This is a genomic window from Siphonobacter sp. SORGH_AS_0500, assembly GCF_031453245.1.
In the GTDB taxonomy this organism is placed as follows: Bacteria; Bacteroidota; Bacteroidia; order Cytophagales; family Spirosomataceae; genus Siphonobacter.
On sequence record NZ_JAVIYT010000003.1, the window covers coordinates 1 to 20,957 of the forward strand.

At 46.3% G+C, this 20,957-nt stretch carries 19 protein-coding genes; 14 read left to right on the plus strand and 5 right to left on the minus strand.

Annotation, left to right across the window (positions count from 1 at the left end; translation table 11 throughout):
* From QE357_RS20265 to QE357_RS20295, 7 genes are all read left to right on the plus strand, one after another.
* The coding region (locus QE357_RS20265; RefSeq protein WP_309711548.1) for a RagB/SusD family nutrient uptake outer membrane protein at positions 1 to 1,188 on the plus strand (1,188 nt) is incomplete at its 5' end.
* 64 nt (positions 1,189 to 1,252) lie between these two features.
* Positions 1,253 to 1,408, plus strand: coding sequence for a hypothetical protein (locus QE357_RS20270; protein WP_309711551.1), 156 nt, complete (start codon positions 1,253 to 1,255; stop codon positions 1,406 to 1,408).
* A 20-nt stretch (positions 1,409 to 1,428) separates the two neighbouring features.
* Positions 1,429 to 3,408: a TlpA disulfide reductase family protein gene (locus QE357_RS20275; protein ID WP_309711555.1), complete on the plus strand. Its 1,980-nt coding sequence runs from the start codon at positions 1,429 to 1,431 to the stop codon at positions 3,406 to 3,408.
* Between the two features lies 1 nt (position 3,409).
* Positions 3,410 to 4,498, plus strand: a complete 1,089-nt coding sequence (locus tag QE357_RS20280) for an alpha/beta fold hydrolase (RefSeq protein WP_309711558.1) — start codon at positions 3,410 to 3,412, stop codon at positions 4,496 to 4,498.
* A gap of 24 nt (positions 4,499 to 4,522) precedes the next feature.
* On the plus strand, positions 4,523 to 6,544 hold the full coding sequence (locus QE357_RS20285) for a cytochrome c biogenesis protein CcdA (protein ID WP_309711561.1): 2,022 nt from the start codon (positions 4,523 to 4,525) through the stop codon (positions 6,542 to 6,544).
* 477 nt (positions 6,545 to 7,021) lie between these two features.
* A complete protein-coding gene (locus tag QE357_RS20290; RefSeq protein WP_309711565.1) occupies positions 7,022 to 7,828 on the plus strand; it encodes an AraC family transcriptional regulator in 807 nt (268 codons plus the stop codon).
* 72 nt (positions 7,829 to 7,900) lie between these two features.
* Positions 7,901 to 9,304 (plus strand): S41 family peptidase, encoded by a 1,404-nt coding sequence (locus QE357_RS20295; protein WP_309711568.1) that lies wholly within the window; start codon positions 7,901 to 7,903, stop codon positions 9,302 to 9,304.
* A 364-nt stretch (positions 9,305 to 9,668) separates the two neighbouring features.
* Here QE357_RS20295 and QE357_RS20300 read toward each other — a convergent pair whose 3' ends face one another.
* Positions 9,669 to 10,604 (minus strand): alpha/beta hydrolase, encoded by a 936-nt coding sequence (locus QE357_RS20300; RefSeq protein WP_309711571.1) that lies wholly within the window; start codon positions 10,602 to 10,604, stop codon positions 9,669 to 9,671.
* Between the two features lie 249 nt (positions 10,605 to 10,853).
* Here QE357_RS20300 and QE357_RS20305 point away from each other — a divergent pair, with 249 nt between their 5' ends.
* Complete coding sequence (locus tag QE357_RS20305) at positions 10,854 to 11,597, plus strand: hypothetical protein (RefSeq protein ID WP_309711574.1); 744 nt, start codon at positions 10,854 to 10,856, stop codon at positions 11,595 to 11,597.
* 197 nt (positions 11,598 to 11,794) lie between these two features.
* On the opposite strand, the gene QE357_RS20310 is transcribed toward QE357_RS20305, so the two are convergent.
* The 3 genes from QE357_RS20310 to QE357_RS25075 form a co-directional block, all read right to left on the minus strand.
* Positions 11,795 to 12,151 carry a VOC family protein gene (locus QE357_RS20310; protein WP_309711577.1) on the minus strand — a complete coding sequence of 119 codons (357 nt, stop codon included), beginning with the start codon at positions 12,149 to 12,151 and terminating at the stop codon, positions 11,795 to 11,797.
* Between the two features lie 122 nt (positions 12,152 to 12,273).
* Positions 12,274 to 12,822, minus strand: a complete 549-nt coding sequence (locus QE357_RS20315; RefSeq protein ID WP_309711579.1) for a Crp/Fnr family transcriptional regulator — start codon at positions 12,820 to 12,822, stop codon at positions 12,274 to 12,276.
* Positions 12,823 to 13,209: 387 nt separating this feature from the next.
* Positions 13,210 to 13,452: a recombinase family protein gene (locus QE357_RS25075; RefSeq protein WP_409050274.1), complete on the minus strand. Its 243-nt coding sequence runs from the start codon at positions 13,450 to 13,452 to the stop codon at positions 13,210 to 13,212.
* Positions 13,453 to 13,923: 471 nt separating this feature from the next.
* Between QE357_RS25075 and QE357_RS20320 the strand changes: the two genes are divergently transcribed.
* Together QE357_RS20320 and QE357_RS20325 are read left to right on the plus strand one after the other, a co-directional pair.
* The gene (locus QE357_RS20320) at positions 13,924 to 14,394 is read left to right on the plus strand and encodes a 2Fe-2S iron-sulfur cluster-binding protein (protein WP_309711582.1); all 471 of its coding nucleotides are present in this window, start codon (positions 13,924 to 13,926) and stop codon (positions 14,392 to 14,394) included.
* A 67-nt stretch (positions 14,395 to 14,461) separates the two neighbouring features.
* Positions 14,462 to 16,642, plus strand: coding sequence for a molybdopterin cofactor-binding domain-containing protein (locus tag QE357_RS20325; protein ID WP_409050275.1), 2,181 nt, complete (start codon positions 14,462 to 14,464; stop codon positions 16,640 to 16,642).
* A 100-nt stretch (positions 16,643 to 16,742) separates the two neighbouring features.
* On the opposite strand, the gene QE357_RS20330 is transcribed toward QE357_RS20325, so the two are convergent.
* Entirely contained in the window at positions 16,743 to 17,642 is a 900-nt protein-coding gene (locus QE357_RS20330) for a helix-turn-helix transcriptional regulator (RefSeq protein WP_309711587.1), read from the minus strand.
* Between the two features lie 156 nt (positions 17,643 to 17,798).
* Between QE357_RS20330 and QE357_RS20335 the strand changes: the two genes are divergently transcribed.
* The 4 genes from QE357_RS20335 (at position 17,799) to QE357_RS20350 (ending at position 20,956) form a co-directional block, all read left to right on the plus strand.
* Positions 17,799 to 18,647 (plus strand): aldo/keto reductase, encoded by an 849-nt coding sequence (locus QE357_RS20335; RefSeq protein ID WP_309711590.1) that lies wholly within the window; start codon positions 17,799 to 17,801, stop codon positions 18,645 to 18,647.
* Positions 18,648 to 18,728: 81 nt separating this feature from the next.
* Entirely contained in the window at positions 18,729 to 19,841 is a 1,113-nt protein-coding gene (locus tag QE357_RS20340) for an alpha/beta fold hydrolase (protein WP_309711593.1), read from the plus strand.
* A 129-nt stretch (positions 19,842 to 19,970) separates the two neighbouring features.
* Complete coding sequence (locus tag QE357_RS20345; protein WP_309711596.1) at positions 19,971 to 20,426, plus strand: cupin domain-containing protein; 456 nt, start codon at positions 19,971 to 19,973, stop codon at positions 20,424 to 20,426.
* Between the two features lie 56 nt (positions 20,427 to 20,482).
* Positions 20,483 to 20,956 carry a nuclear transport factor 2 family protein gene (locus QE357_RS20350; RefSeq protein WP_309711599.1) on the plus strand — a complete coding sequence of 158 codons (474 nt, stop codon included), beginning with the start codon at positions 20,483 to 20,485 and terminating at the stop codon, positions 20,954 to 20,956.
* The last annotated feature ends 1 nt before the right edge of the window (position 20,957 follow it).

Here is a 20,957-nt window from a genome sequence, read left to right on the forward strand (position 1 = left end):
GATGCCAGCCAGCAAAGCAGTCTTATTTCTTCGGATACGTACGCCCCTTACCGTAATAGCTATACCTGGCAGGATAATATTTTTGTATTGGGTACTAGTTACGAAAATGATCGGGACTGGAACCGGATGTATTCCATCATCTACAACACCAATACCATCATTAGCGAATTGCCCGCCAGTACTGGTACCCCTGCTCAGATTGCCGCTCTTACTGCAGAAGCCCTCGTGCACCGGGCGGATGCCTATCTAAACCTGATTAATCAGTATGCTCTGCCCTACGGAGCTAATGCCGCTACCGATTTGGGCGTGCCCTTACTGACCACTCAAACCGTTTCGCAGTCCCTGGAACGGGCCAGTGTAGAAGCCGTGTATCAGCAGATTCTGAAGGATTTAAAACAGGCTGTTCCTGCCATTCCGGTAACGCAGGCGTATAATACCCTGCCGTCGAAACCTGCGGTTTATGGATTACTGGCCCGGACCTATCTGTATAAGAATGATTATGCGAATGCGGAAGCCTACGCGGATAGTGCCCTGGCTCTTCGTAGTACGCTAAATAATCTTTCGACGTTAACAGCGGCTTCCCAACATCCCAAGCGGATCAACGACCCGGAGCTCCTGCTTTCCAAAACGGTTAATTACGGAACAGAAGGCTATACACCAACGGCCTTACGGATGAGCACGGACCTTTTGGCTTTGTATGATACGACGGATCAGCGGTACAACCTGTTTACCGTTCCCGCTTCCAAAATTTCATCCGCGTATACCGGACGCTACTATTACCGGGATCAGGCCATTAGTGAACCAAGAAACGTCGGCCCATCCGTAGCGGAGATGATTCTGATTAAAGCCGAAGGCCGGGCTCGGGCCGGTCAGCCTGCCCAGGCGATGGCACTGGTAAATACCCTTCGTCGAAACCGAATTAAGGCTTCTGGTTTTGTGGCCCTAACGGCTACTTCCGCCAACGACGCTCTGATACAAGTGATTAACGAACGTCGTCGGGAGTTTTGTTTTCGTAACCTTCGCTGGTGGGATATGCGTCGCCTGAAAAGCGAAACTATATTTCAGGAAACGATTACTCGGACCTTTAACGGTATTACCTATACGCTAACGCCAGATAGTAAACGTTACGTATTTCCCATCGCCTCATATCTGATTCAGCTGAATCCCGAGATTGTTCCAAATCCTTAATGATTGAAAAACCCGGATGACTTCAGTTCATCCGGGTTTATAAAAGCCATGATACGTAAAACGGTTGGATGATGGTCCCTTACTGCCCCGAGCCCGTTATATGCACATCAAAGCCAAGCAACCATTACCGATTCAAAGATTGCGGGGAACGCCCTTTCTGATTCCCTATAAAACCATCATCAACTTTCCGGCAAAAACCATTGCCTGTTATAAAAACTAAAAACGCATTTAACCAAGCTCATGAAAACGTTAATTCTGGGATTATCCCTGCTTCTTTCCTCCTCGCTTTTCGGGCAAAATCCAACGCAACGGGTTGTTTTTACTCCGGCGGTTGCTAAACCTGGCGATCAATTACTAATCACCTATACCCCCGAAGGTTCTGCTTTGGCGGGTAAAAAAGATATTAGAGCGGTTGTTTACACTTACGACAACTACGCTTGGCATGCCAACGATTTGCCTTTAACGCAGGAAGGTCAGACCTGGAAGGCGAAACTTCAGTTAGGCAAAGATTGTGGACTGGCCACTATTAAATATCAAAGCGGAAAACTAGTAGACAATAATGATAATCAGTCTTTTACCATTATGTTGAAGTCGGATACCAGTCCCCAAGCTCCCGGTGCCTACGCCGGATGGGGATTGATGCGATCTCCGAATTATGGCCTTACTATTCCGGGCTATCTGGAAGGAGTTTCCATCAGCGATACGGCTACTTATCACTGGATGAATCAGGAGATTAGCTCTAATTTCAAGCAGGCTGGTTCTAAAGTTGCGGTTCCTTTTGCTCGGTCGCTTTACAAATTTCAGGGAGAAGCCGCCATGCCCCGCATCAATCGGGCTACCCAGTATCTCATGGGTCTTTCCGGTGAAGAAAATCTGATGAAGGCTTATACTATTTTTTCACAGATTCCAGGTAGTAAAACCCGTGCCGATTCGCTGCAACAGGCTTTGGAGAAACAGTTTCCAGCGGGAAATCTGGCTCGACTGAAGGCTTTCCGTCAGATGAATTTGGAATCGAATTTTGAGAAGAAAGTAGAGTTAAGCCGGGCTTTTCTTCAAAAATTCCCTTACAACGATGCCGATTATACCTTTAATCATGCTTATAACGTCAATTACACCTCGGTCTATTTAAATCTGGCGATTCAGACCCTGCTTAAGAAAGATTACGCAGCCTTAACTGCTTTGGCTCATGAGTTGCCTTTTTCGGCGATTCCAACGATTTATTATAAAACGATTGAGATTGCTCATAAACGCAAAGATGAAGCGGACGACAAAACCTTACTGGCCCCCGCTCAGGCCTTACTGGATCGTATGGAAAGCTTTAAAAACCAGCGTCCGGCCGATTATTGGTATTTGTCTCCTTTAGAGTATCAGGCTACATACGAAGAAATCTTTTTGCGATCCATCGCTTTAACTCAGATTCAGATTTTACGTAATACGGGACATTTTGAAGAGGCCCTAGCTCTGGCTAACCGCACGCAGCAAGTCTGGCAATACAAACGGGCGGAGCTGAATAATGAACAAGCTTTGCTACTCGATCATTTCAACAAGCCAAACGAACTGCGGGAATTACTGGTAAAAAGTATGCACGAAAACCAGAGTTCTCCTGAGATGCTGGAATTGTTAAAGAAAGACTACCAGCGTTCCAAAGGCTCGTTGACGGGTTTTGAGACGTATGTGGAGGGGCTGAAAAGTCAGGAGCTAGCTTCAAAAGAATTAAAAGAGCTGGAAAAAATCATGGTCAACAAGGACATGCCCGACTGGACGATGAAAGATGGAAATGGCAAAACCGTCAAGTTTAGTCAGCTACGCGGCAAGACGATTGTGATGGACTTCTGGGCAACCTGGTGCATTCCCTGTAAAGCCTCTTTCCCCGGCATGAAACTGGCCGTTGAGAAATATAAAAATGATCCGGACGTATTGTTCTTTTTTGTGGATACCGAAGAGCGTACGCCCAATTACAAGCAGGAAATCATGCAGTACATCAAGGAAAACAACTACCCTTTCGTTGTTTTATTTGATAACAAGTTACCGAATGCCAAAGCCAATGATGAAGTCTTCAAACGCATCTGTAAGGCCTTTAGCATCTCCGGTATTCCTCAAAAACTCATCATTGATAAAAAGGGAAAGCTTCGTTTCATAACGGTTGGTTTCAAAGGAAGTGCCACGGGTTTATCGGATGAAATCTCGGCCATGGTTGAGTTAACGAAAAAAGCGGAGTAAGATGAAGAATTGGATGATAGGACTACTGCTGATCGCCGGAACAATGCGTTCGGCCCTGGCTCAGTCCGTGCGTAGCGACAGCGTCAGTTATACTAAAAACGGGATTACTTACGGCGGAACGCTGAGTTACCCGAATCAAAAAGGGTTAGTACCAGCCGTTATTCTCGTCTCAGGAACGGGGCCCCAGGATCGGGATGGCACGATGGGCAAATTTAGGTTTTTCGCCGACCTGGCTCAATACCTAAATACTCGCGGCATCGCGGTTTTAAGAGTAGACGATCGGGGGGTTGGGAAAACTTCCGGGAATTATAATCAGTCAACGACTGAAGATTTCGCTCAGGATGCTGAAGCTGGGATCGATTTTCTGAAAACGCAACCCAAAGTTGATCCCCAAAAAATCGGATTAATCGGGCATAGTGAAGGAGGAGCCGTCATTTCCATTATTGGCTCGCGTCGTCGGGATGTGGCCTTTTTAGTAAGTATGGCTGGTTTAGGCAGAAAAGGACTAGATGCCTTACTAAAACAAAATGCTGATCTGGTAGCGGCGGCCCCAATTCCAGAGCATGACAAAAAGCGATATAATGAGATCAATGGATTGATGTTTCAAACCGTGTATGCGAACGTCAATCGGGATTCGCTGGGTCTGGTAAAGGCCATACAGCAAACCTATGATACATGGAAAAAGAAAGATGATGAGCTGGTAAAATCGCTAAGCATTGAGCACGATCACTTTCGTTTTCCCATTTACTCCTATACTGTGCAGGCTACAGGGCCTTGGTATCGTTATCACATTCAATACGATCCCGCTCAGTTTTTACCCAACGTGCAAGCCCCCTTTTTGGCTATCAACGGAGACAAAGACATCTACGTTTCGGCCCAAGAAAACCTGGATAACTTCAAGAGATTACTACAGCAAGGGGGTAATAAGGATGTTACCGTTAAAGTTTTTCCGGGGTTGAATCACCAGTTTCTGGCTTGTCAACAGTGTACCCCTTCAGAATTTGCCAGTCTGAAAAAACAATTTCCGGCCGACGTTTTATCTACGATTGGCGACTGGATTGTCGCTCATACGACTTCTAAAAAAGATTAAGGCTCATTAGCCCTATTATAAATCATGAGAAAACTCTTTTTCGTGTTTTTCTGGAGCCTGTCCCTCATTGGACAGGCTCAGATTTTACAACCCGTTTCCTGGAAGTTTTCGTCGAAAATGCTGGAAAAAGGTGAAGTAGAAATTACCCTGACCGCCAGTGTCGATGAAGGCTGGCATATATATTCCCAGCACGTCAAGGCGGGTGGCCCCGTGCCCACTTCTTTCCACTTTACACCCTCCAAAGTTTATACGGCCCTCGGGAAAGTTCAGGAAAAATCGAAACTGATGGAAGGTTTTGAGAAGACTTTCAATATGGACATTCGCTGGTTTGAAAAGCAAGCCGTATTCACGCAAAAATTTCGTCTGACCCAACCCACAGCTACTATTAAAGGTACATTGGAATACATGGTTTGCGATGATCAGCGGTGTCTTCCACCCGAAGAAGTAGCGTTCAGCATTCCGGTAAAAACCACAGGAATTGAAGAAAAAGGAATCGTCAAGGAGCCTTTAACAGATACGGCAAACGTAACAAAAGCTCAGGTAAGCGATACCGTGAGACGTACATCTGCCATGCCAACCGAAGCGAAAGACGTGTTAGCCATGCCTCAACCGGCAGAAGAATCCTTGTGGGTGACCTTCGTAGCAGGTTTGCTGGGGGGGCTAGCTGCCATCTTTATGCCCTGCATCTTTCCTCTGCTACCCATGACGGTTAGCTTCTTTACCAAACAGGCGGAGTCACGTTCCTCCGGCATTCGTAATGCCCTACTCTACGGTCTGTCCATCATCATCATCTATGTCCTGCTCGGACTCCTCATTACTATTCTTTTTGGTGCGGATGCCCTGAATAATCTTTCCACCAATGGCCTCTTCAATTTTGCGTTTTTCCTGCTGCTACTGGTATTTGCCGCTTCCTTTCTGGGTGCCTTCGAACTCATACTGCCCAGTAGTTGGGCTAACAAAATGGATCAAAAAGCCGATAAAGGAGGCCTGTTAGGCATTTTCTTTATGGCTACGACGCTTTCGCTGGTCAGCTTTTCCTGTACGGGTCCCATCATCGGTACGCTCTTAGTTCAGGCGGCTTCCCAGGGAGCCCTTCTAGGGCCCGCCGTGGGTATGTTCGGCTTTGCTCTGGCTCTGTCGCTGCCTTTTACTTTGTTTTCCCTGTTTCCCTCCTGGATGAAAACCCTGCCTAAATCCGGTGGCTGGCTCAATTCAGTGAAGGTGACGCTAGGTATCCTGGAACTGGCCCTGGCTTTGAAATTTCTCTCCAATGTTGATTTAGCCTACCACTGGCAGTGGTTTGACCGGGAAGTTTTCCTCGTCTTGTGGATTATCCTCTTTGCCTGTCTGGGCTTTTATCTTTTGGGTAAACTTCGCTTTGCACATGATTCGCCGCTGGTTTCTCTTTCCGTACCCCGCTTCTTTCTGGCAGTGCTTTCGCTGAGTTTCTCGCTCTACATGGTGCCGGGGCTGTGGGGAGCTCCCCTGAAAGCCATTGCTGCTTTTCTGCCCCCGCAACAAACCCAGGACTTCGATCTGTATTCGGCTAGTCTGGCGGGAAATACAGGAAGCACTCCAGTTGCAAACGAAAAGCATAAGTATAGCGAACTCTTTCACGCTCCCCTGGGACTCAATGCTTTCTTTGATTACGACGAAGGTTTGGCGTACGCCCGAAAAGTAGGCAAGCCCATTTTAATTGACTTTACCGGGCATGCCTGCGTAAACTGTCGCAAAATGGAAGCTACCGTCTGGCCTGATCCAGCGGTGCTAAAGACTATTAAAGAGGACTACGTATTGATTCAATTATACGTGGATGATAAAACGGAATTAGACCCATCGGAACAAACGGTAATCAACGGCAAGGAAATAAAAACGATCGGTAAGAAATGGAGCACCTTGCAGGCCCTGCGTTTTCAGGCTAACTCTCAGCCCTATTACGTGTTGCTGGATCCGCAAAGTGAAAAAACCCTGGTGCCGCCCCAAGGAGCAAATTATGACACCTCAGCGTTCCTAGCTTTTCTTAAAGCAGGACTTTCGAAACCATAAGTCGTTTAATTTTTAGTTTTGGTTAAGTGTAGCCTAATGGGCTCCTTCTTTGAGGGAGTCTTATTTTTTGTAGCCTGTCTCTTATTTATTCTGATCAATCAGGTAGCTAAACCCAAACACTTACGTAACAAGCAGCCTCTGATATATAGGTGTCTTGTACCTATCCGCTCATGTACTGCTTGTTCAGAAAAGATACTTATCGCTTACTACCACTTCCAAAGTAACTTTTTCTAGTGCTTCCTTTAAAACGTAAAAAGGATCGTACGTTTTCCAGACACAGAAAATGGCATTTAAAGACAATCCTCGCCCAAGAACACTTATTTTTATCTTCCATTGACGACCCGATCCGCGTAACCCGGTCAACGTGCCGCAGTCGCAGCTAATTTTTTTGTTAATCACTCTTGTGCTATTGCCTGAATCTTTATCCAGTTTCTTGCTAGTCCATTCATTTACAACAAAGCTTTACACGAGCACCCCATGAACCTGGAATTTTATAGGCCAACCCTGGAGGCTTTAACCCCCTATATCGAGGGATATTACTTCATCGCTCCGGGCACACATGCTGATAACCTTCATTACTGGACGTTCCCCAATAATTATTTTATTGTTTCCGTAAGTCAGGGCGTTACTATTGAGATGGAAAAGAATAGGCTCCTGGTTCGTCCTTCTGCTCAGCAAACGGTCCTTTCTAACTTCGTTTCCCGTTATACTACTCCCATTGAGGTGCTCTATGATGGACCGATCCTGGAGATAACCATTTATTTCAAACCTCTGGGAATTAATCATTTCATTGAGAATCCTCATTCACTTTTTGAACGAAACACCGCCCTCGATTTTAATCCCTTCTCTGATTTTATTCCTAACATGAATGAAATTCTCTCGACTTCCGATCGAAGCCTTCAGAGAAAAAAATTGGAAGCGTACTGGCTTTCCAAGCTACAGATCAGGGAGTTTCGGCACCTGAAGGAGGTTCTTTTCGCTCTTGAGTCAGAAGAAAAAATAGAGGACATCGCTCACAGACATGGCTTTTCGAGGCAGTACCTAAGCAAACTTTTTAATAAAGTAATAGGCAAATCTCCGGTTGAATACCGCAAGATTCATCGATTTAGAGCGGCCATCGCTAATCAAAAAAACATGAAAAGTTTAACGGAACTTTCCTACGAAAGCATGTTTTACGACCAGTCCCACCTCATCAAAGACTTTAAACAACTCACTTCTGTAAATCCTTATACGTTCTTTAAAAAAGTAGATACTAATCAGGAATGCCTTTGGCTCTTTATCTAGCGGGTTTACATTTTTACAATTTCAGCGGGTCGGCAGCCTATTACTTTTGCCCGATAACCGATTTGTATCAAAATGAAACGATTACTTTACCTGTCTGCCCTTTTACTGCTCATTCTCCCACTCCAAGCTCAACCACCCCAGTGCTCCTGTACGAGAACTTTGGAAAAGCTGATTATTAAAGTAGAACGCGAATACCCCGGCTTTTCCGCTAAAACGCAAGACCCTTCACTCTATCAGAGTTTAAAGCAAACGCTCCATAATGAGGCAAAAAACAGGGATGATAAGGGGTGCCAGAGCCTGTTGAAAACATACACCGATTTTTTTAAAGATCCGCATCTCTGGGTAGGATCTAATGGGACGCCATTCGCCGCTGCTACTGGTAAATTTAGCGAGAAGCTGACGATTGATTTTAAAGAATTTGAGCAACACCTACAGAGCACGCAAGACAGCCTGGAAGGCATTTATACCATGCAAGGGTATAAAATTGGTTTAAAAAAGGTACACACTAATGAATACATCGGGTTCATTATTGAGTCGGCATCCAATGCCTGGAAACCGAAAGACATCAAATTTAAATTGCTTGCCAGTGGTGACTTTACTTACGCCTTGATGGATCGGTCGATTCAGAAAGGACAGTATCAAAGCTTTCATGGAGCCTTATTGTTTTTAGAGCAGATACAGGTAGTCTTAACCAAAGAATTGCCCAAACCTCGGATCGACAAGATTCAGATCGAAAGCCGTCTCAAAGAGCTGGAAGGCTTTTATTTTAAAAAACTATCCGAAAAGACTTCGGTTTTAAGACTACCCAGTTTTGAGTATCAGCATTTAGAGACGATCAACCACCTCCTGACTGAACATATTTCCTTACTTGAATCCAGTAAAAACCTGATCATTGACCTTCGTGGCAATCCCGGTGGAACCACGGATGCCTATCAAAGATTGCTTCCTTACATTTCAGGAAAATTCGTACGTCATACAGGAGCCGAATTTCTAGCTACTCAAACGTACATTGATAATCTAGAAACGTATAAAAAAAGCCTGGATAAAAACACGTCAACCCAGGGGACAGATCGACAGATTCAAACCTTGAAGGCAAATCTGGGAACGTTCGTGAACTTCAATAAAACCGGACAGCCTGTCTATGTGGATACCCTTACCTTAGCTCCTAAAAGTCCCCAACAAATCGTCATTCTTGCCAACAAAGGCACAGGCAGTTCAGCAGAATATTTTTTGTTTATTGCCAAGCAAAGTAAAAAAGTAAAGGTACTAGGCACACCCAGCTACGGAGCCTTAGATTATGGAAATGCCTATCTGATTGACTTTGGCTGTCCGCCCTACCAATTATTCATGCCCACGTATCGAGCTTTACGGTTGCCGGACTACCCCATCGATAACATTGGTATTCAACCCGATATGTATTTGGATAAATCCATAAAGGACTGGGTAGCCTTTGCCTTAAGTTATTTAGAGCAATAGCGTAGGGCAATACGTTAAAACACCTTTTAATGTATCGATACGTAAAGAGTCTAGAAAACAAATACGGACCGTTTCTGGGCTTCCCTTCATGAGTAGAATTGCACTAAGCCATCACCATTGTAAGCCGCTGGCGGCAAACAGGGCGGCTGAGTAGAATGCTGTAATCAATTCATACGATGCTTCCAATTCTGGTAAGGGATGCCCCAGTACTAGTCACCCTTCAGTCCTCGTTGGAAGGAGGCTACGCATCTGGTTCAAGGCTGAAACTCAAGCAGATTCATGAACACTGGATTATCTCACACAAGGAGCCTTTGGCGTGTTGAGTTAGGAGCAAACGGCGTTATCCTTTTAGGTAACCTGATCGCTACCAAAAACCGTTTTTGACGGCCCAGGCCTGGAACAAAGAAGGCCATACGGTTTCAGCCGTACCTGCCTTCCCCAACCCCCAGCCATGCCCCCCATTCTCAAAAAGCTGTAGTTGAGAGGCCGTTATCCCATGACAGGACAGAGCCTGATAAAGCAACTCACTGTTCTGGACCGAGGCCGTCGAATCATCTTTGGCTTGTGCTAAAAACATGGGGGGTGTCTGGGCACTGACCAACTGCTCCACCGAATACTGCCGCTCCGCTGGCAGGTCGTCACCGTTTCCAAACAGTACTTTTTTTGACACCGTCGAATTGTAAGGGGGAAGCATGGTAACCACTGGATACAACAGAGCGGCAAACTGTACATCCGCCCGAAGACTATCCAGCTCATCGATGGGCTGATAAAAGCGTCGCTGAGGTACCATCGCCAGCATACCCGCCAAGTGCCCGCCTGCTGAGAAGCCCATCACCCCAACTTTAGTTGCCTCATAGTGATACCGAGGAGCCAGGCTTTTGATCAGCCGAAGAGCCCGTTGCCCATCTTCAAACGCGACGAACTTGGTTTGCCAATTTTCAGCGGGCAGTCGATAGATTAATTCAAAGGCCGTGAATCCCTGCCCGCTCAGCCAATTCGCAGCGGCTCCACTCTCGTTGCCCGATTCAATGTGCTTGTACCCACCTCCACTGATGACCAGTATGGCTCGTCCATTGGATTGAGTTGGTTTATGTATTATCAAGTAGGGTACCGCCACGTTCGTTATATTGCCCGTAGAGCTGGTCATCAAGGGGCCATGTACGCCTGTGCTATCAGGCATCCGACCGGCAGGCCATAGGGGAATGGTGGAGGAAGTAGGACCAACCGAGGTAGGGCTGGTACAACCCAGTGATAGCAGGAGCACCAAGAATACTGGAACGCCAATAAAGGGCTGAATCATAGGTAAGCAGCGTTGTTTACCAAAATCTCACTTTTGGGTAAAGTAAAAAAAAGAGCAGAAATGATAGCTCCTGTTTTACGTAGACGGTTCAATTTAATCTTTATAAAATAAATGGCTCCTGACGAATCTTATAATTTACTCCTACCATTTGTTCAGGGGATGAAATGGGGTATTGCGTCTGATCGACTATCTGTAGTTCTTTGTTGGGGCAATTGATGCGTTCTTGCTTATTGTTTTTCCTATACGACGATGAAAAAGTCACTTTGGCCTTTGCTATTAATCCTAGCCTTATTTACCTGTCAGAAAACGGACCCGGTTAAACCAACAGCCGACCCGCTGCAACATCTTAAAATGGCCCAAGAGTTACTAACCCACATCACGGCTAGTAATACTACTTATAAACATGGTACGCCTGACGTCGGTTGGCAAACCAGCGTTGCGACTATTTACCATGCCTACGCCGATTGCAGTGGCTTTTTAAACGCCTTATTTGAGCATGCTTACGGAGTCAATGATGCGTATCTCAACAGCTGGCTGGGCCAAAAACGTCCTCAAGCCGTTAGCTATTATGAGGCCATCAAGGCGGCTAATCGCTTCCAGCCCATCCGTAAAGTCACAGACGTGCAACCAGGCGACATCATCGCCATCAAATACCTGGACCCTACTAACCATGGCGACAACACGGGCCATTGCATGTTGGTCACGTCAAGGCCCACCCTCCTCTCCCCCGTTACTAAACTCATTGCCCACACCACCCAATATGCACTCGCCGTTATCGATTCGAGTGAAAATCCCCATGGCCCAACCGATACCCGTAATACGTCGACTACCACCTACTACCAAGGCTTAGGCCAGGGCACGTTTCGACTATACGCCGACAGCCTCGGAATCCTGAGTGGGTATAGTTGGAGTACTCAGCCGCCATTAGCGGACTTTAATCCGCAGTATAATCCAATTGTTATCGGCCGGCAAACGGCCTTTGGTCGTCAATAAGTCACTGCTTGTTATAAGAAGCTGTTTAGTGCAGAACCCTGCCTCGATACTAGGCTCAGAAAAGCGTCCATTTAAGGACAGGCGAAACCCTCTCCTTTCAGTAGTCATTCATGCGAATGGAAACTCTCTTTTTATAGGTTAGCTAACCTAATTGTATTACAAATGGAAATCAAGATATTCTCTTAACCAGAAGCTCCTTACATCTGCTCTCCGAACGTAAGTAAGTTAGAATCGGGATCTAACAGGGAAAATTCTTTAGGTCCCCAGGGCTTTCGCTGTAAAGCCCCCGCCGGATGAATGCTCACGTTTTGATCTACTAAGGATGCATACAAGGCCTCTATCTGCTCCGTTCGGATGTATACCTGCCCGTAGTTTTGAGCGGGATCAAGCTCTGTAAAAACAAAGAAATGAATCTCGATCTGATCTTTTCTGACCATGAGATAATCGGGAAACGCATCAGAACCCACCTGCTCAAAGCCTAAGGTTTGCAAGTAAAATTCTTTCGTCAGGTGCTTCTGACGCATCGGTAACTTAGGGTGAACAGCAAGTAACATAACCGGGATTTTAGAATATGAGTGTATACTTGACCAGCCATGGACTGGACTGAAAGTTATTACCTGCAAAGATGAAGTATCCTGCCTACGTAAGCACTTGATTGTAATCAAGAAATGAACTCTTAGAAACGAGCTCTAACCCGGCTCAGCGTTTCCGGGGCTATCTGAAGATAGGATGCAATCATCTTTAAAGGAAAGAGCTGTAAGAGTTGCGGTTTGTCTTTGAGTAACTGGTGGTATCTCTCGGTAGGATTCATCGCAGCATCCCCATACTGGGATCGATGCAAAGCTCCTTCCAGGAGTTTTCCGAGCTGAAGATAGACAGGAGATAAGGCAATCAGGGCATGAATCTCAACGAGCGTTAACTCCAGCACCTGAGTAGCGGCATAGGCCTTGATTGAAGTTTGAGAAGGGCTCTGAGATATAAAACTGGAATAGTTCATACACCACTCTCCTGGCCCATAAAGAGCCGTAACTCGCTCTTCCACTTCTCCCATCGTATATTCATACACGCAACCCGACTGGATAAAATACATCGACTGGCAAAGCATCCCTTCTCTAAGCAGGAATTCATTCTTTTGAAGCTGCTTTAGCCGCAAACGGCTTTGTATCTGCTGGCTTTCACGTTCTAAGAATATGCCAAGGGATGTCCACTCTATTTGATTATTCATTGTCCTTTTTTGCCAATACTGGAAATGCTCTTATATCGTCATCGAGAATGGTCTGTAGGTTTTTAATGGAGCTAGTGTGAAGCTATAACCAAATCTCAAAGGATAAAAGTTTGGTAATTCCATTTGTCATGCGTCCTATTACTTATGACATTTAGAACATGATTGTATCAATTACGCATAAAGGGCTGCTAAAGTATTACGAACAGGGCAACGGATGAGGAATACCAGCAGCGTACCTACGCAAAATCGCCCGGCTCTTAGATCAGTTGTTAGCTCCCGCTTGTGCTAAGCCATCATAGTCAAAATGCCAGTGTTTAAGGTATTAGCTTCCGACCTATCACGGCACACGAAATTGCCCCCGAATCCCGAAGATTAAAGACGAAAGCTTCATTCCAAGTGAGTTGATCCAGTTTCGCAACGAGTAGAGGAGATATTGCAATAGGCAATAGCCGCCTGAAGCTGGAGCCGCTCATTCTTCTTACCATATTCAATATCGGTAAAGCTAGTCAGAACCTCCTCTTTTGAGTAAGTGAACTTTTCAACGGCTTGCTTTTGGGCTTCGAATTCAAGAACCGACCTCCCTTTCTTAATGGTCGAGATTCGATAGTACGATATAAATTGCTGATATATATTTTATAATTATTCATTAATTTACTATTAAGCGTAAAGGGCCTCTGGAGAGCATCCAGAGGCCCTTTACGCTTAAAATATTTTATAAACGTACCTTTAAAGCATGTAAATAAGCTTGGTAACAATACCGCGAAAACACTTTCTCTTATATTTTAAAGACAGGTTCGCCTGTAAGGTGCCGTGAGATTTATAGTATTATCTCAGTTCTTTTGTAGCACACAAATAGCTGAAATAGCTAGAGCTATCGTATCTCAAATTACAAAGCTTGTCATTGTTTAACTCTATCGTCTTCATTTATTAAAGTCCTCTTTGCGTATCCGTCCTTTCCTGAACAGTGATATTGGTAGTAATCCCTGTAATTTATCTACCACTGATTAATTTATTAAAAAAGACCTTTGTAGGTAGTACCCTGCTTTCATAGTTGAAAAGACCAAGCTGAGTGGATCAACTTCCACCCTAAACTCTACCACAGTGGCTATCTATAATATAAAGATCAATGGGAAAATAAGGCGTGTCGATGTAGACCCGTCTACTCCGATGCTTTGGGTTTTACGCGATCATTTGGATCTTCAGGGTACGAAATATGGGTGTGGAGTAGCTCAATGTGGGGCCTGTACGGTTCACTTGAGTGGTACAGCCGTTCGCTCTTGCCAATTACCCGTATCAGCCGTTGGCAAACAGGAGATCACTACCATTGAAGGTTTATCGGTCAAAGGAGAGCATCCGGTGCAGAAAGCCTGGCTGGAGCAAGATGTGGCCCAATGCGGGTACTGTCAGGCGGGCCAAATCATGAGTGCGGCTTCCCTTCTAAAAAGTACGCCCCGCCCCACTGATGAAGATATCGATAATGCCATGAGTGGTAATATATGCCGCTGCGGGACGTACCTGCGAATTAAAGAAGCCATCAAAACGGCTGCTAAAGCCAAGCCTAACTCGCGATAATCGTATGGAATCCAAATCAAGTAGACGCTCCTTCATTAAATCTTCGGCTCTGGCAGGCGGGGGCTTGATGCTAAGTTTCAGCTGGTTTTCTTCTGCAAAAGCCGCCGATCATTGGCAGGAATCCGGGCTCAGCGAAAACGGGTCCGAGCTGACGGCCTATATAAAAATTACCCCTGACAATCAGGTCAAAATTCTTTGCCCCAATCCAGAGTTTGGCCAGAATGTAATGACTTCGCTGCCCATGATCGTGGCCGAAGAGTTAGACGTGAACTGGAAAAACGTCACCGTGGAAATGGGCCCTCATGATAACGTAAAACTAGGCCCGCAATTTACGGGGGGTAGTAATTCCGTTCGCATGTACTGGAAACCGCTACGGGAGGCTGGAGCTGCCGCCCGGCAGATGCTATGTCAGGCGGCCGCGGACACCTGGAACCTGCCCGTCGATGAAATTACTACCAAAGCTGGAGTCTTATCCCACAGTAGTGGTCAATCGGCTACCTACGGTCAGATGGCCAGTAAAGCAGCTGCCCTCGCTGTACCCAAAGCATTCAAATTGAAGGCCCCTAAAGATTTTACGATTATTAAAAAGCCGACCAAAAATGTGGAAGGCAAAAAAATAGTCATGGGTTCCCCCTTATTTGGACTTGACTACCGGGCCGATGGAATGCTGATCGCCATGATTCAGCATCCCCCTGCCTTTGGCATGAAAGTGAAGTCATTTGATGCGTCGGAGTCCCTTAAAATGCCGGGAATTACAAACGTATTTACTCTGAAATTATACGAAGATGGATTTGCCCAGGGGGGATTTGATACCCGGAGCTTTAACGATTTATTAGTAATCGTGGGTAAAACCACCTGGGAGGTGATGAATGCCCGCAAAAAGCTGGTGGTTGAATGGGAACCTACGGGTGATAGAAAGGATAATGTGGCCGGCCGCAATGGAGCCAGAGAGGTGATGGTTCCCGGCGAGCTGGAAACCACGGCTACGCAGTTGGAAAAAATGAAGGCCTATGCTCAAAAGCCTGCCCAGCAGTTACGCAAAGATGGTGATCCAGAAACGGCCTTTAAAAATGCGGCTCAAGTGATTGAACGCACGTACACGGCTCCCTTTTTAGCTCATAACTGTATGGAGCCCATGAATTTCTTTGCTCATGTAACAGATGAAAAAGCGTTGGTCGCAGGCCCCTTGCAAGCCCCCGGCTGGAGTGAACCGACCCTGGCCAAGTTGTTACATCTTCCCGCTGACAAAATCGAAATTCAGATGACCCGCATGGGAGGTGGTTTTGGTCGCCGGGCCTATGGTCAGTATTTGTATGAAGCCGCTCTGATCTCCCAAAAAGTGAAAGCTCCTGTCAAACTTATCTACACCCGGGAAGATGACATGACCTACGGCATTTACCGACCGATGTACACGGCTACCTACCGGGCGGCACTCGATGTTAATAAAAACCTGATTGCCTTCCACGTGAAAGGGGGAGGTATTCCTGAGCATGCTATTCATCCCAACCGCTTTCCGGCCGGAGCAATCGATAATTATTTAGCAGAAGGATGGGAAATTCCTTCAAACATCACCATTGGAGCTTTCCGGGCACCGCGTTCTAATTTCAACGCAGCCGCTGAACAATCCTTTCTGGATGAAGTAGCCGAAGCCATGGAAAAAGATCCCATTGCCTTTCGACTGGAGCTCTTAAAACGGGCCAAGGAAGCTCCCGTAGGCAAGAATAATGAGTATGATCCGGATCGCTACGCGGGCGTTTTAACACTCGTCCGCGATAAGTCGGGCTGGAATAAGCCTGGTGCTGAAAAATACCATCGGGGCGTAGCCGCTTACTTCTGTCACAATTCCTATGCGGCCCACGTCGTGGACATGACCACCAAAAACGGAGAGCCTTACGTGGAAAGAGTTTTCAGTGCCATGGACTGCGGCATTGTCGTCAATCCGGAAGCTGCCCGTAACATGGTACAGGGAGCCGTTGTGGATGGGATAGGAAATGCTTTTTTCGGAGCTTTAACCCATAAAGAGGGAGCAGCCGAGCAAAGTAACTTCGATACATACCGCCTCATTCGGCATAACGAAGCCCCGCAAAAAATCGAAGTTCATTTTGTTGAAAATGAATTCGATCCGACGGGTTTAGGGGAGCCTCCTTTTCCCCCCGTGTTTGGAGCGGTAGCGAACGCCCTGTATAAAACCAAAGGAAAACGGTTTTATAACCAACCGTTCCATCGGGAGCTTGACAAGCAAATATAGCCGTATTTCTGGGTTAGCAATCCCTGTTTAAGACCTATAAAAACCCGCACAAAGATGTATCTCTTTATGCGGGTTTTTCTTTGCATGAGCACCTTGATTTCTACTGATGTAGCATGCGATATTCGTTGGGCGATTGTCCGACGCGTTGTTTGAATACACGCATAAAATGCTGGGGATACTTAAATCCTAATTCATAGGCAATCTGACTAACAGACTTACTTGAATCAAAGATTTTTTCCTTGGCCAGATCCATCACTTTTAACTGAATGTATTCCTGAGCCGATTGCCCCGTCTCCTTTTTGATGAGATCCCCAAAATAATTCGGCGATAAGTTTAGCTCGCTAGCACAATACGTCACACTGGGCAAGCCGATGGTCTGGGGTTTATCGGTCTGGTAATAGTTATTTAGTAATTGTTCAAACCGCTCCAAAATACCCGAATGTACGTGATTGCGGGTAATAAACTGCCGTTCGTAAAACCGGGTACAGTAGTTTAAAAATAGCTCGATGGTTGAGACAATGAGCCGTTTACTGTGCTTATCGATGGCGTGTTCGAGCTCGTAATCAATCTTGGCAAAGCAGTCAAGCACCAGCTGTCTTTCCCGGTTGGATAAGTGCAGGGCTTCATTGGATTGATACCCAAAAAAGGTATATTCTGCCATGTGGCGGCCTAGAGCCGTCCCGTGAATCAAATCGGGATGAAAAACCAGGGCATATCCTTTAGGCTGATAGATTTCTCCGTTACTGTTCATACCTGCCACTTGCCCAGGAGCAATGAATACTAAGGTTCCCTCCTGATAATCGTAGGTATGACGACCATAGACCAGATCTCCGCATTTTACTTCTTTCAAAAACACAGTATAAAAGCCAAAGTACATCCGTGACCCCTGCCGTGGATCGGCTTTCGCCAAATCTACTATATTGATTAAGGGGTGACGGGTTTCATTTTTGTTAAAAGCATTATACGCATCAATGCTCTCAAACCGACGCAGTTCATTCATAGGAACGTTGTTTTATCTACTTCAAACATACGGTTTTATTTCAGCTCTTATTTCTCACTTACGGCTCATCAGGAATATTGGTAGTAATCCCCGTAATTTATCTACGGTTCGGTTTCGATCTACCCTAGACCTTTGTGCCAAGAAAACAATAAAATCATGCAAGAAGTAGAATTAAACAATGGGGTAAAAATGCCCATTTTAGGGTTCGGTGTTTTTCAGGTACCTGACCTTGCCGAATGTGAACGTAGCGTGTTGGATGCCCTTGCGACGGGTTACCGCCTCATTGACACGGCCGCAGCCTATCAAAATGAAGAAGCCGTTGGAGCCGCTATCCGAAAAAGTGGTATTGCCCGGCAGGAACTCTTTATTACCACCAAGCTCTGGATTCAGTCTCAGGGCTATGAAGGCACGAAGAAAGCTTTTGAAACTTCGCTTCAAAAATTACAGCTCGATTACCTGGACTTATACCTGATTCACCAACCCTATGGAGACGTGTACGGCGAGTGGCGAGCGATGGAAGAACTCTACAAAGAGGGAAAAGTCAGAGCCATCGGCGTTAGTAATTTCCATCCCGATCGTCTCATGGATCTAATCGTTCACCACGATATTGTACCAGCGGTGAATCAAATTGAAACGCACCCCTTTCACCAACAAATCGAAACTCAGCAGTTTCTCCAGGAACATAACATTCAGATTGAATCCTGGGGACCTTTTGCGGAAGGAAAAAACGATTTGTTCACCAATGGAGTACTTCGCTCAATTGCGGCTGAACACGATAAAACGGTAGCTCAGGTGGTGCTGCGTTGGCTCACCCAACGGGGCGTAGTAGCGATTCCAAAATCCGTTCGCAAAGAGCGGATGGTTGAGAATTTTAACAGCCTCGATTTTGAGTTAAGCCCATCTCAAATGCAGACCATTCAAAGTCTGGATACCAAGGCGAGTCTTTTCTTTGATCACCGAGACCCGGCTATGGTCAAATGGCTGGGAGAACGCACGCTGGCCTAGGCTATGTGTTCCCCAACCGATGGTCGTGATTAATAAGGCGTGGGTTGGGGTTTTCAAGTATCATCTTTTACTCTCAACCTAATGAAACATACGTCCCCTAGTGCAGCCCTTTTTCCCCTCAGAATTGGTTTAGGCGTTATCCTATGGATTACTCTCCTTTTCTCGGGTGAACTCATCGCTCAGTCACGCCCCAAGCCCCTGCGTATTCAGGAGCAGGGTAGTTTTCTAGTGGGAGGAACTAGCAGAAGAGAACCGGGAAGCTTTGACCTGGCCAACGCCTTAAAACCGCAGGGGCAAACCTTTCACGGTGATCATGCTTACGTTTTTTACCAGGTCCCGGTGAAAGCCCGCAACTATCCGCTGGTCTTTCTGCACGGGGCCGCAGAATCCAAAAAAACCTGGGAAACGACGCCCGATGGCAGAGAGGGGTTTCAAACGCTTTTTCTCAGACGTGGCTTCAGTGTTTATCTCCTGGATCAGCCCCGACGGGGAGAAGCGGGAAAAAGCAGCGTACCCATCACCATCACTCCTACCGCCGACGAACAGTTCTGGTTTACGCAGTTTCGCATTGGTAATTATCCCGATTATTTTGAAGGGAGTCAGTTTCCAAGGGATTCTGCTTCCTTAGAGCAATTCTTTCGGCAAATGACGCCTAATACGGGAGCCTTTGATGCCACGGTCGTTACGAAGGCCTGTGCAAAAGTTTTTGACCGCATTGGCGAAGGCATTCTCATTACGCATTCGCAAGGCGGGGGACCCGGTTGGATGACAGCCATTGTCAGCCAAAAGGTAAAGGCGGTGGTGGCTTATGAACCTTTCAGCGGTTTTGTCTTTCCTAAGGGAGAACTACCGCCGCCGCTGGCATCGGCTGGGCTATTTGGCGAATTAAAGGGCGTGGAAATACCACTCGCTGACTTTAAAAAGCTCACGCAAATTCCGATCATTATTTATTACGGTGATAACATTGCCAAGCAGCCAACCCAGGTCTGGAATAAAGATCACTGGCGGGTAGGACTTGAAATGGCTAAAATCTTTGCCGCGACTATTACTAAACACGGGGGTAATGCTACCGTCGTGCACCTGCCCGAAAAAGGCATTCGGGGCAATACTCATTTTCCCTTTTCGGACTTGAATAATGTAGAAATAGCGGATGAGTTATCCGCTTTCTTTCGGCAGCATCAGCTGGACAAGTGATATTGGTAGTAATCTCCGTAATCCATCTACGGACGACTCACAAGAAATGAGAGACCTTTGTTGAGCTACTATAAAAAGTCTAAGCCAGGTGGTACTATGCAACGTTCTGCCTACCAATTCTTTGATCTCATGCAAATCCTAAGAATCGTATTCATTCTGCTGTTGGCCATTTCCATGCAAGTCAAGGCTCAGCAATCAACGCTTTTTCCTAAAGGGGAAAAAGCGGCCAACGTTCACCACGTAGGTACGGTGTATCTGAACGAGCTGAGTGAGGCCGACAGCGTCTTTTCCTACAGTACCTCCCTGGCCACGTTCGAGCCTGGAGCCCGGCTCGATTGGCACATGCATCCCGGAGGGCAAATCCTGATGATTACCCAAGGCGTAGGCTATTATCAGGAAAAAGGCAAAGCCCGCCAGACGGTACGTCAAGGGGAAATTATTAAATGCCCCCCCGGCGTTGAACATTGGCATGGAGCTACGCCAGATCGTACTTTTGGCTACCTGGCCACTTCCCCGACTCAAAAGGGAAAAACCATCTGGTTTAAACGGGTAACGGATGAAGAATACGGTTCTGCTAAAGAATAACAGGGCCAAAGCACTGCTTGAATTATTTGAGAATATGAATCCTAAATCTGAAGACCATGAAACCCCTTTCCTTGTTACAAGTGATAAAGCTATCTGTGAGTGCACTGGGCCTGCTCCTATTGCTTAATCAGAGAAGCTTTGCTCAGGCAAATCCCACTGAACAGGAAATTATCCAGCTTTCCAAAGACAAGTGGCGTTGGATGTCCGAAAAGAAAGTAGATACGCTGGCTACCTTATTTGATGACAAAGCCGTCTTCGTTCACATGGGTGGAAGCTGGGGCAAGAGCCGGGAGCTGGAAGTCATTCAAAGTGGTAACATTTGGTACAAGCAGGCCACCATCCATTCCGTATCCGTGAATATCATCGGCAGCACGGCTATTCTATTGAACGACATTGACCTGGTTGCCCAGGTGGGCGGAAACGAAGTTGTTAATCCATTCATGGTCACCGAAGTCTACATCAAAGAAAAAGGACAGTGGAAAATGGGCTCCCTTTCTTTTTCAAGACTGACCCGGCCCGTTAAAAAGTAGT

What these genes read in the sequence shown, in the direction of transcription:
- QE357_RS20290 (WP_309711565.1), top strand. Translation starts at nt 7,022, where the DNA reads ATGAACCTGGAATTTTATAGGCCAACCCTGGAGGCTTTAACCCCCTAT.
- QE357_RS20300 (WP_309711571.1), bottom strand. Translation starts at nt 10,604, where the DNA reads ATGATTCAGCCCTTTATTGGCGTTCCAGTATTCTTGGTGCTCCTGCTA.
- QE357_RS20275 (WP_309711555.1), top strand. Translation starts at nt 1,429, where the DNA reads ATGAAAACGTTAATTCTGGGATTATCCCTGCTTCTTTCCTCCTCGCTT.
- QE357_RS20325 (WP_409050275.1), top strand. Translation starts at nt 14,462, where the DNA reads ATGCTAAGTTTCAGCTGGTTTTCTTCTGCAAAAGCCGCCGATCATTGG.
- QE357_RS20340 (WP_309711593.1), top strand. Translation starts at nt 18,729, where the DNA reads ATGAAACATACGTCCCCTAGTGCAGCCCTTTTTCCCCTCAGAATTGGT.
- QE357_RS20345 (WP_309711596.1), top strand. Translation starts at nt 19,971, where the DNA reads ATGCAAATCCTAAGAATCGTATTCATTCTGCTGTTGGCCATTTCCATG.
- QE357_RS20305 (WP_309711574.1), top strand. Translation starts at nt 10,854, where the DNA reads ATGAAAAAGTCACTTTGGCCTTTGCTATTAATCCTAGCCTTATTTACC.
- QE357_RS20350 (WP_309711599.1), top strand. Translation starts at nt 20,483, where the DNA reads ATGAAACCCCTTTCCTTGTTACAAGTGATAAAGCTATCTGTGAGTGCA.
- QE357_RS20335 (WP_309711590.1), top strand. Translation starts at nt 17,799, where the DNA reads ATGCAAGAAGTAGAATTAAACAATGGGGTAAAAATGCCCATTTTAGGG.
- QE357_RS20315 (WP_309711579.1), bottom strand. Translation starts at nt 12,822, where the DNA reads ATGAATAATCAAATAGAGTGGACATCCCTTGGCATATTCTTAGAACGT.
- QE357_RS20330 (WP_309711587.1), bottom strand. Translation starts at nt 17,642, where the DNA reads ATGAATGAACTGCGTCGGTTTGAGAGCATTGATGCGTATAATGCTTTT.
- QE357_RS20280 (WP_309711558.1), top strand. Translation starts at nt 3,410, where the DNA reads ATGAAGAATTGGATGATAGGACTACTGCTGATCGCCGGAACAATGCGT.
- QE357_RS20310 (WP_309711577.1), bottom strand. Translation starts at nt 12,151, where the DNA reads ATGTTACTTGCTGTTCACCCTAAGTTACCGATGCGTCAGAAGCACCTG.
- QE357_RS20295 (WP_309711568.1), top strand. Translation starts at nt 7,901, where the DNA reads ATGAAACGATTACTTTACCTGTCTGCCCTTTTACTGCTCATTCTCCCA.
- QE357_RS20285 (WP_309711561.1), top strand. Translation starts at nt 4,523, where the DNA reads ATGAGAAAACTCTTTTTCGTGTTTTTCTGGAGCCTGTCCCTCATTGGA.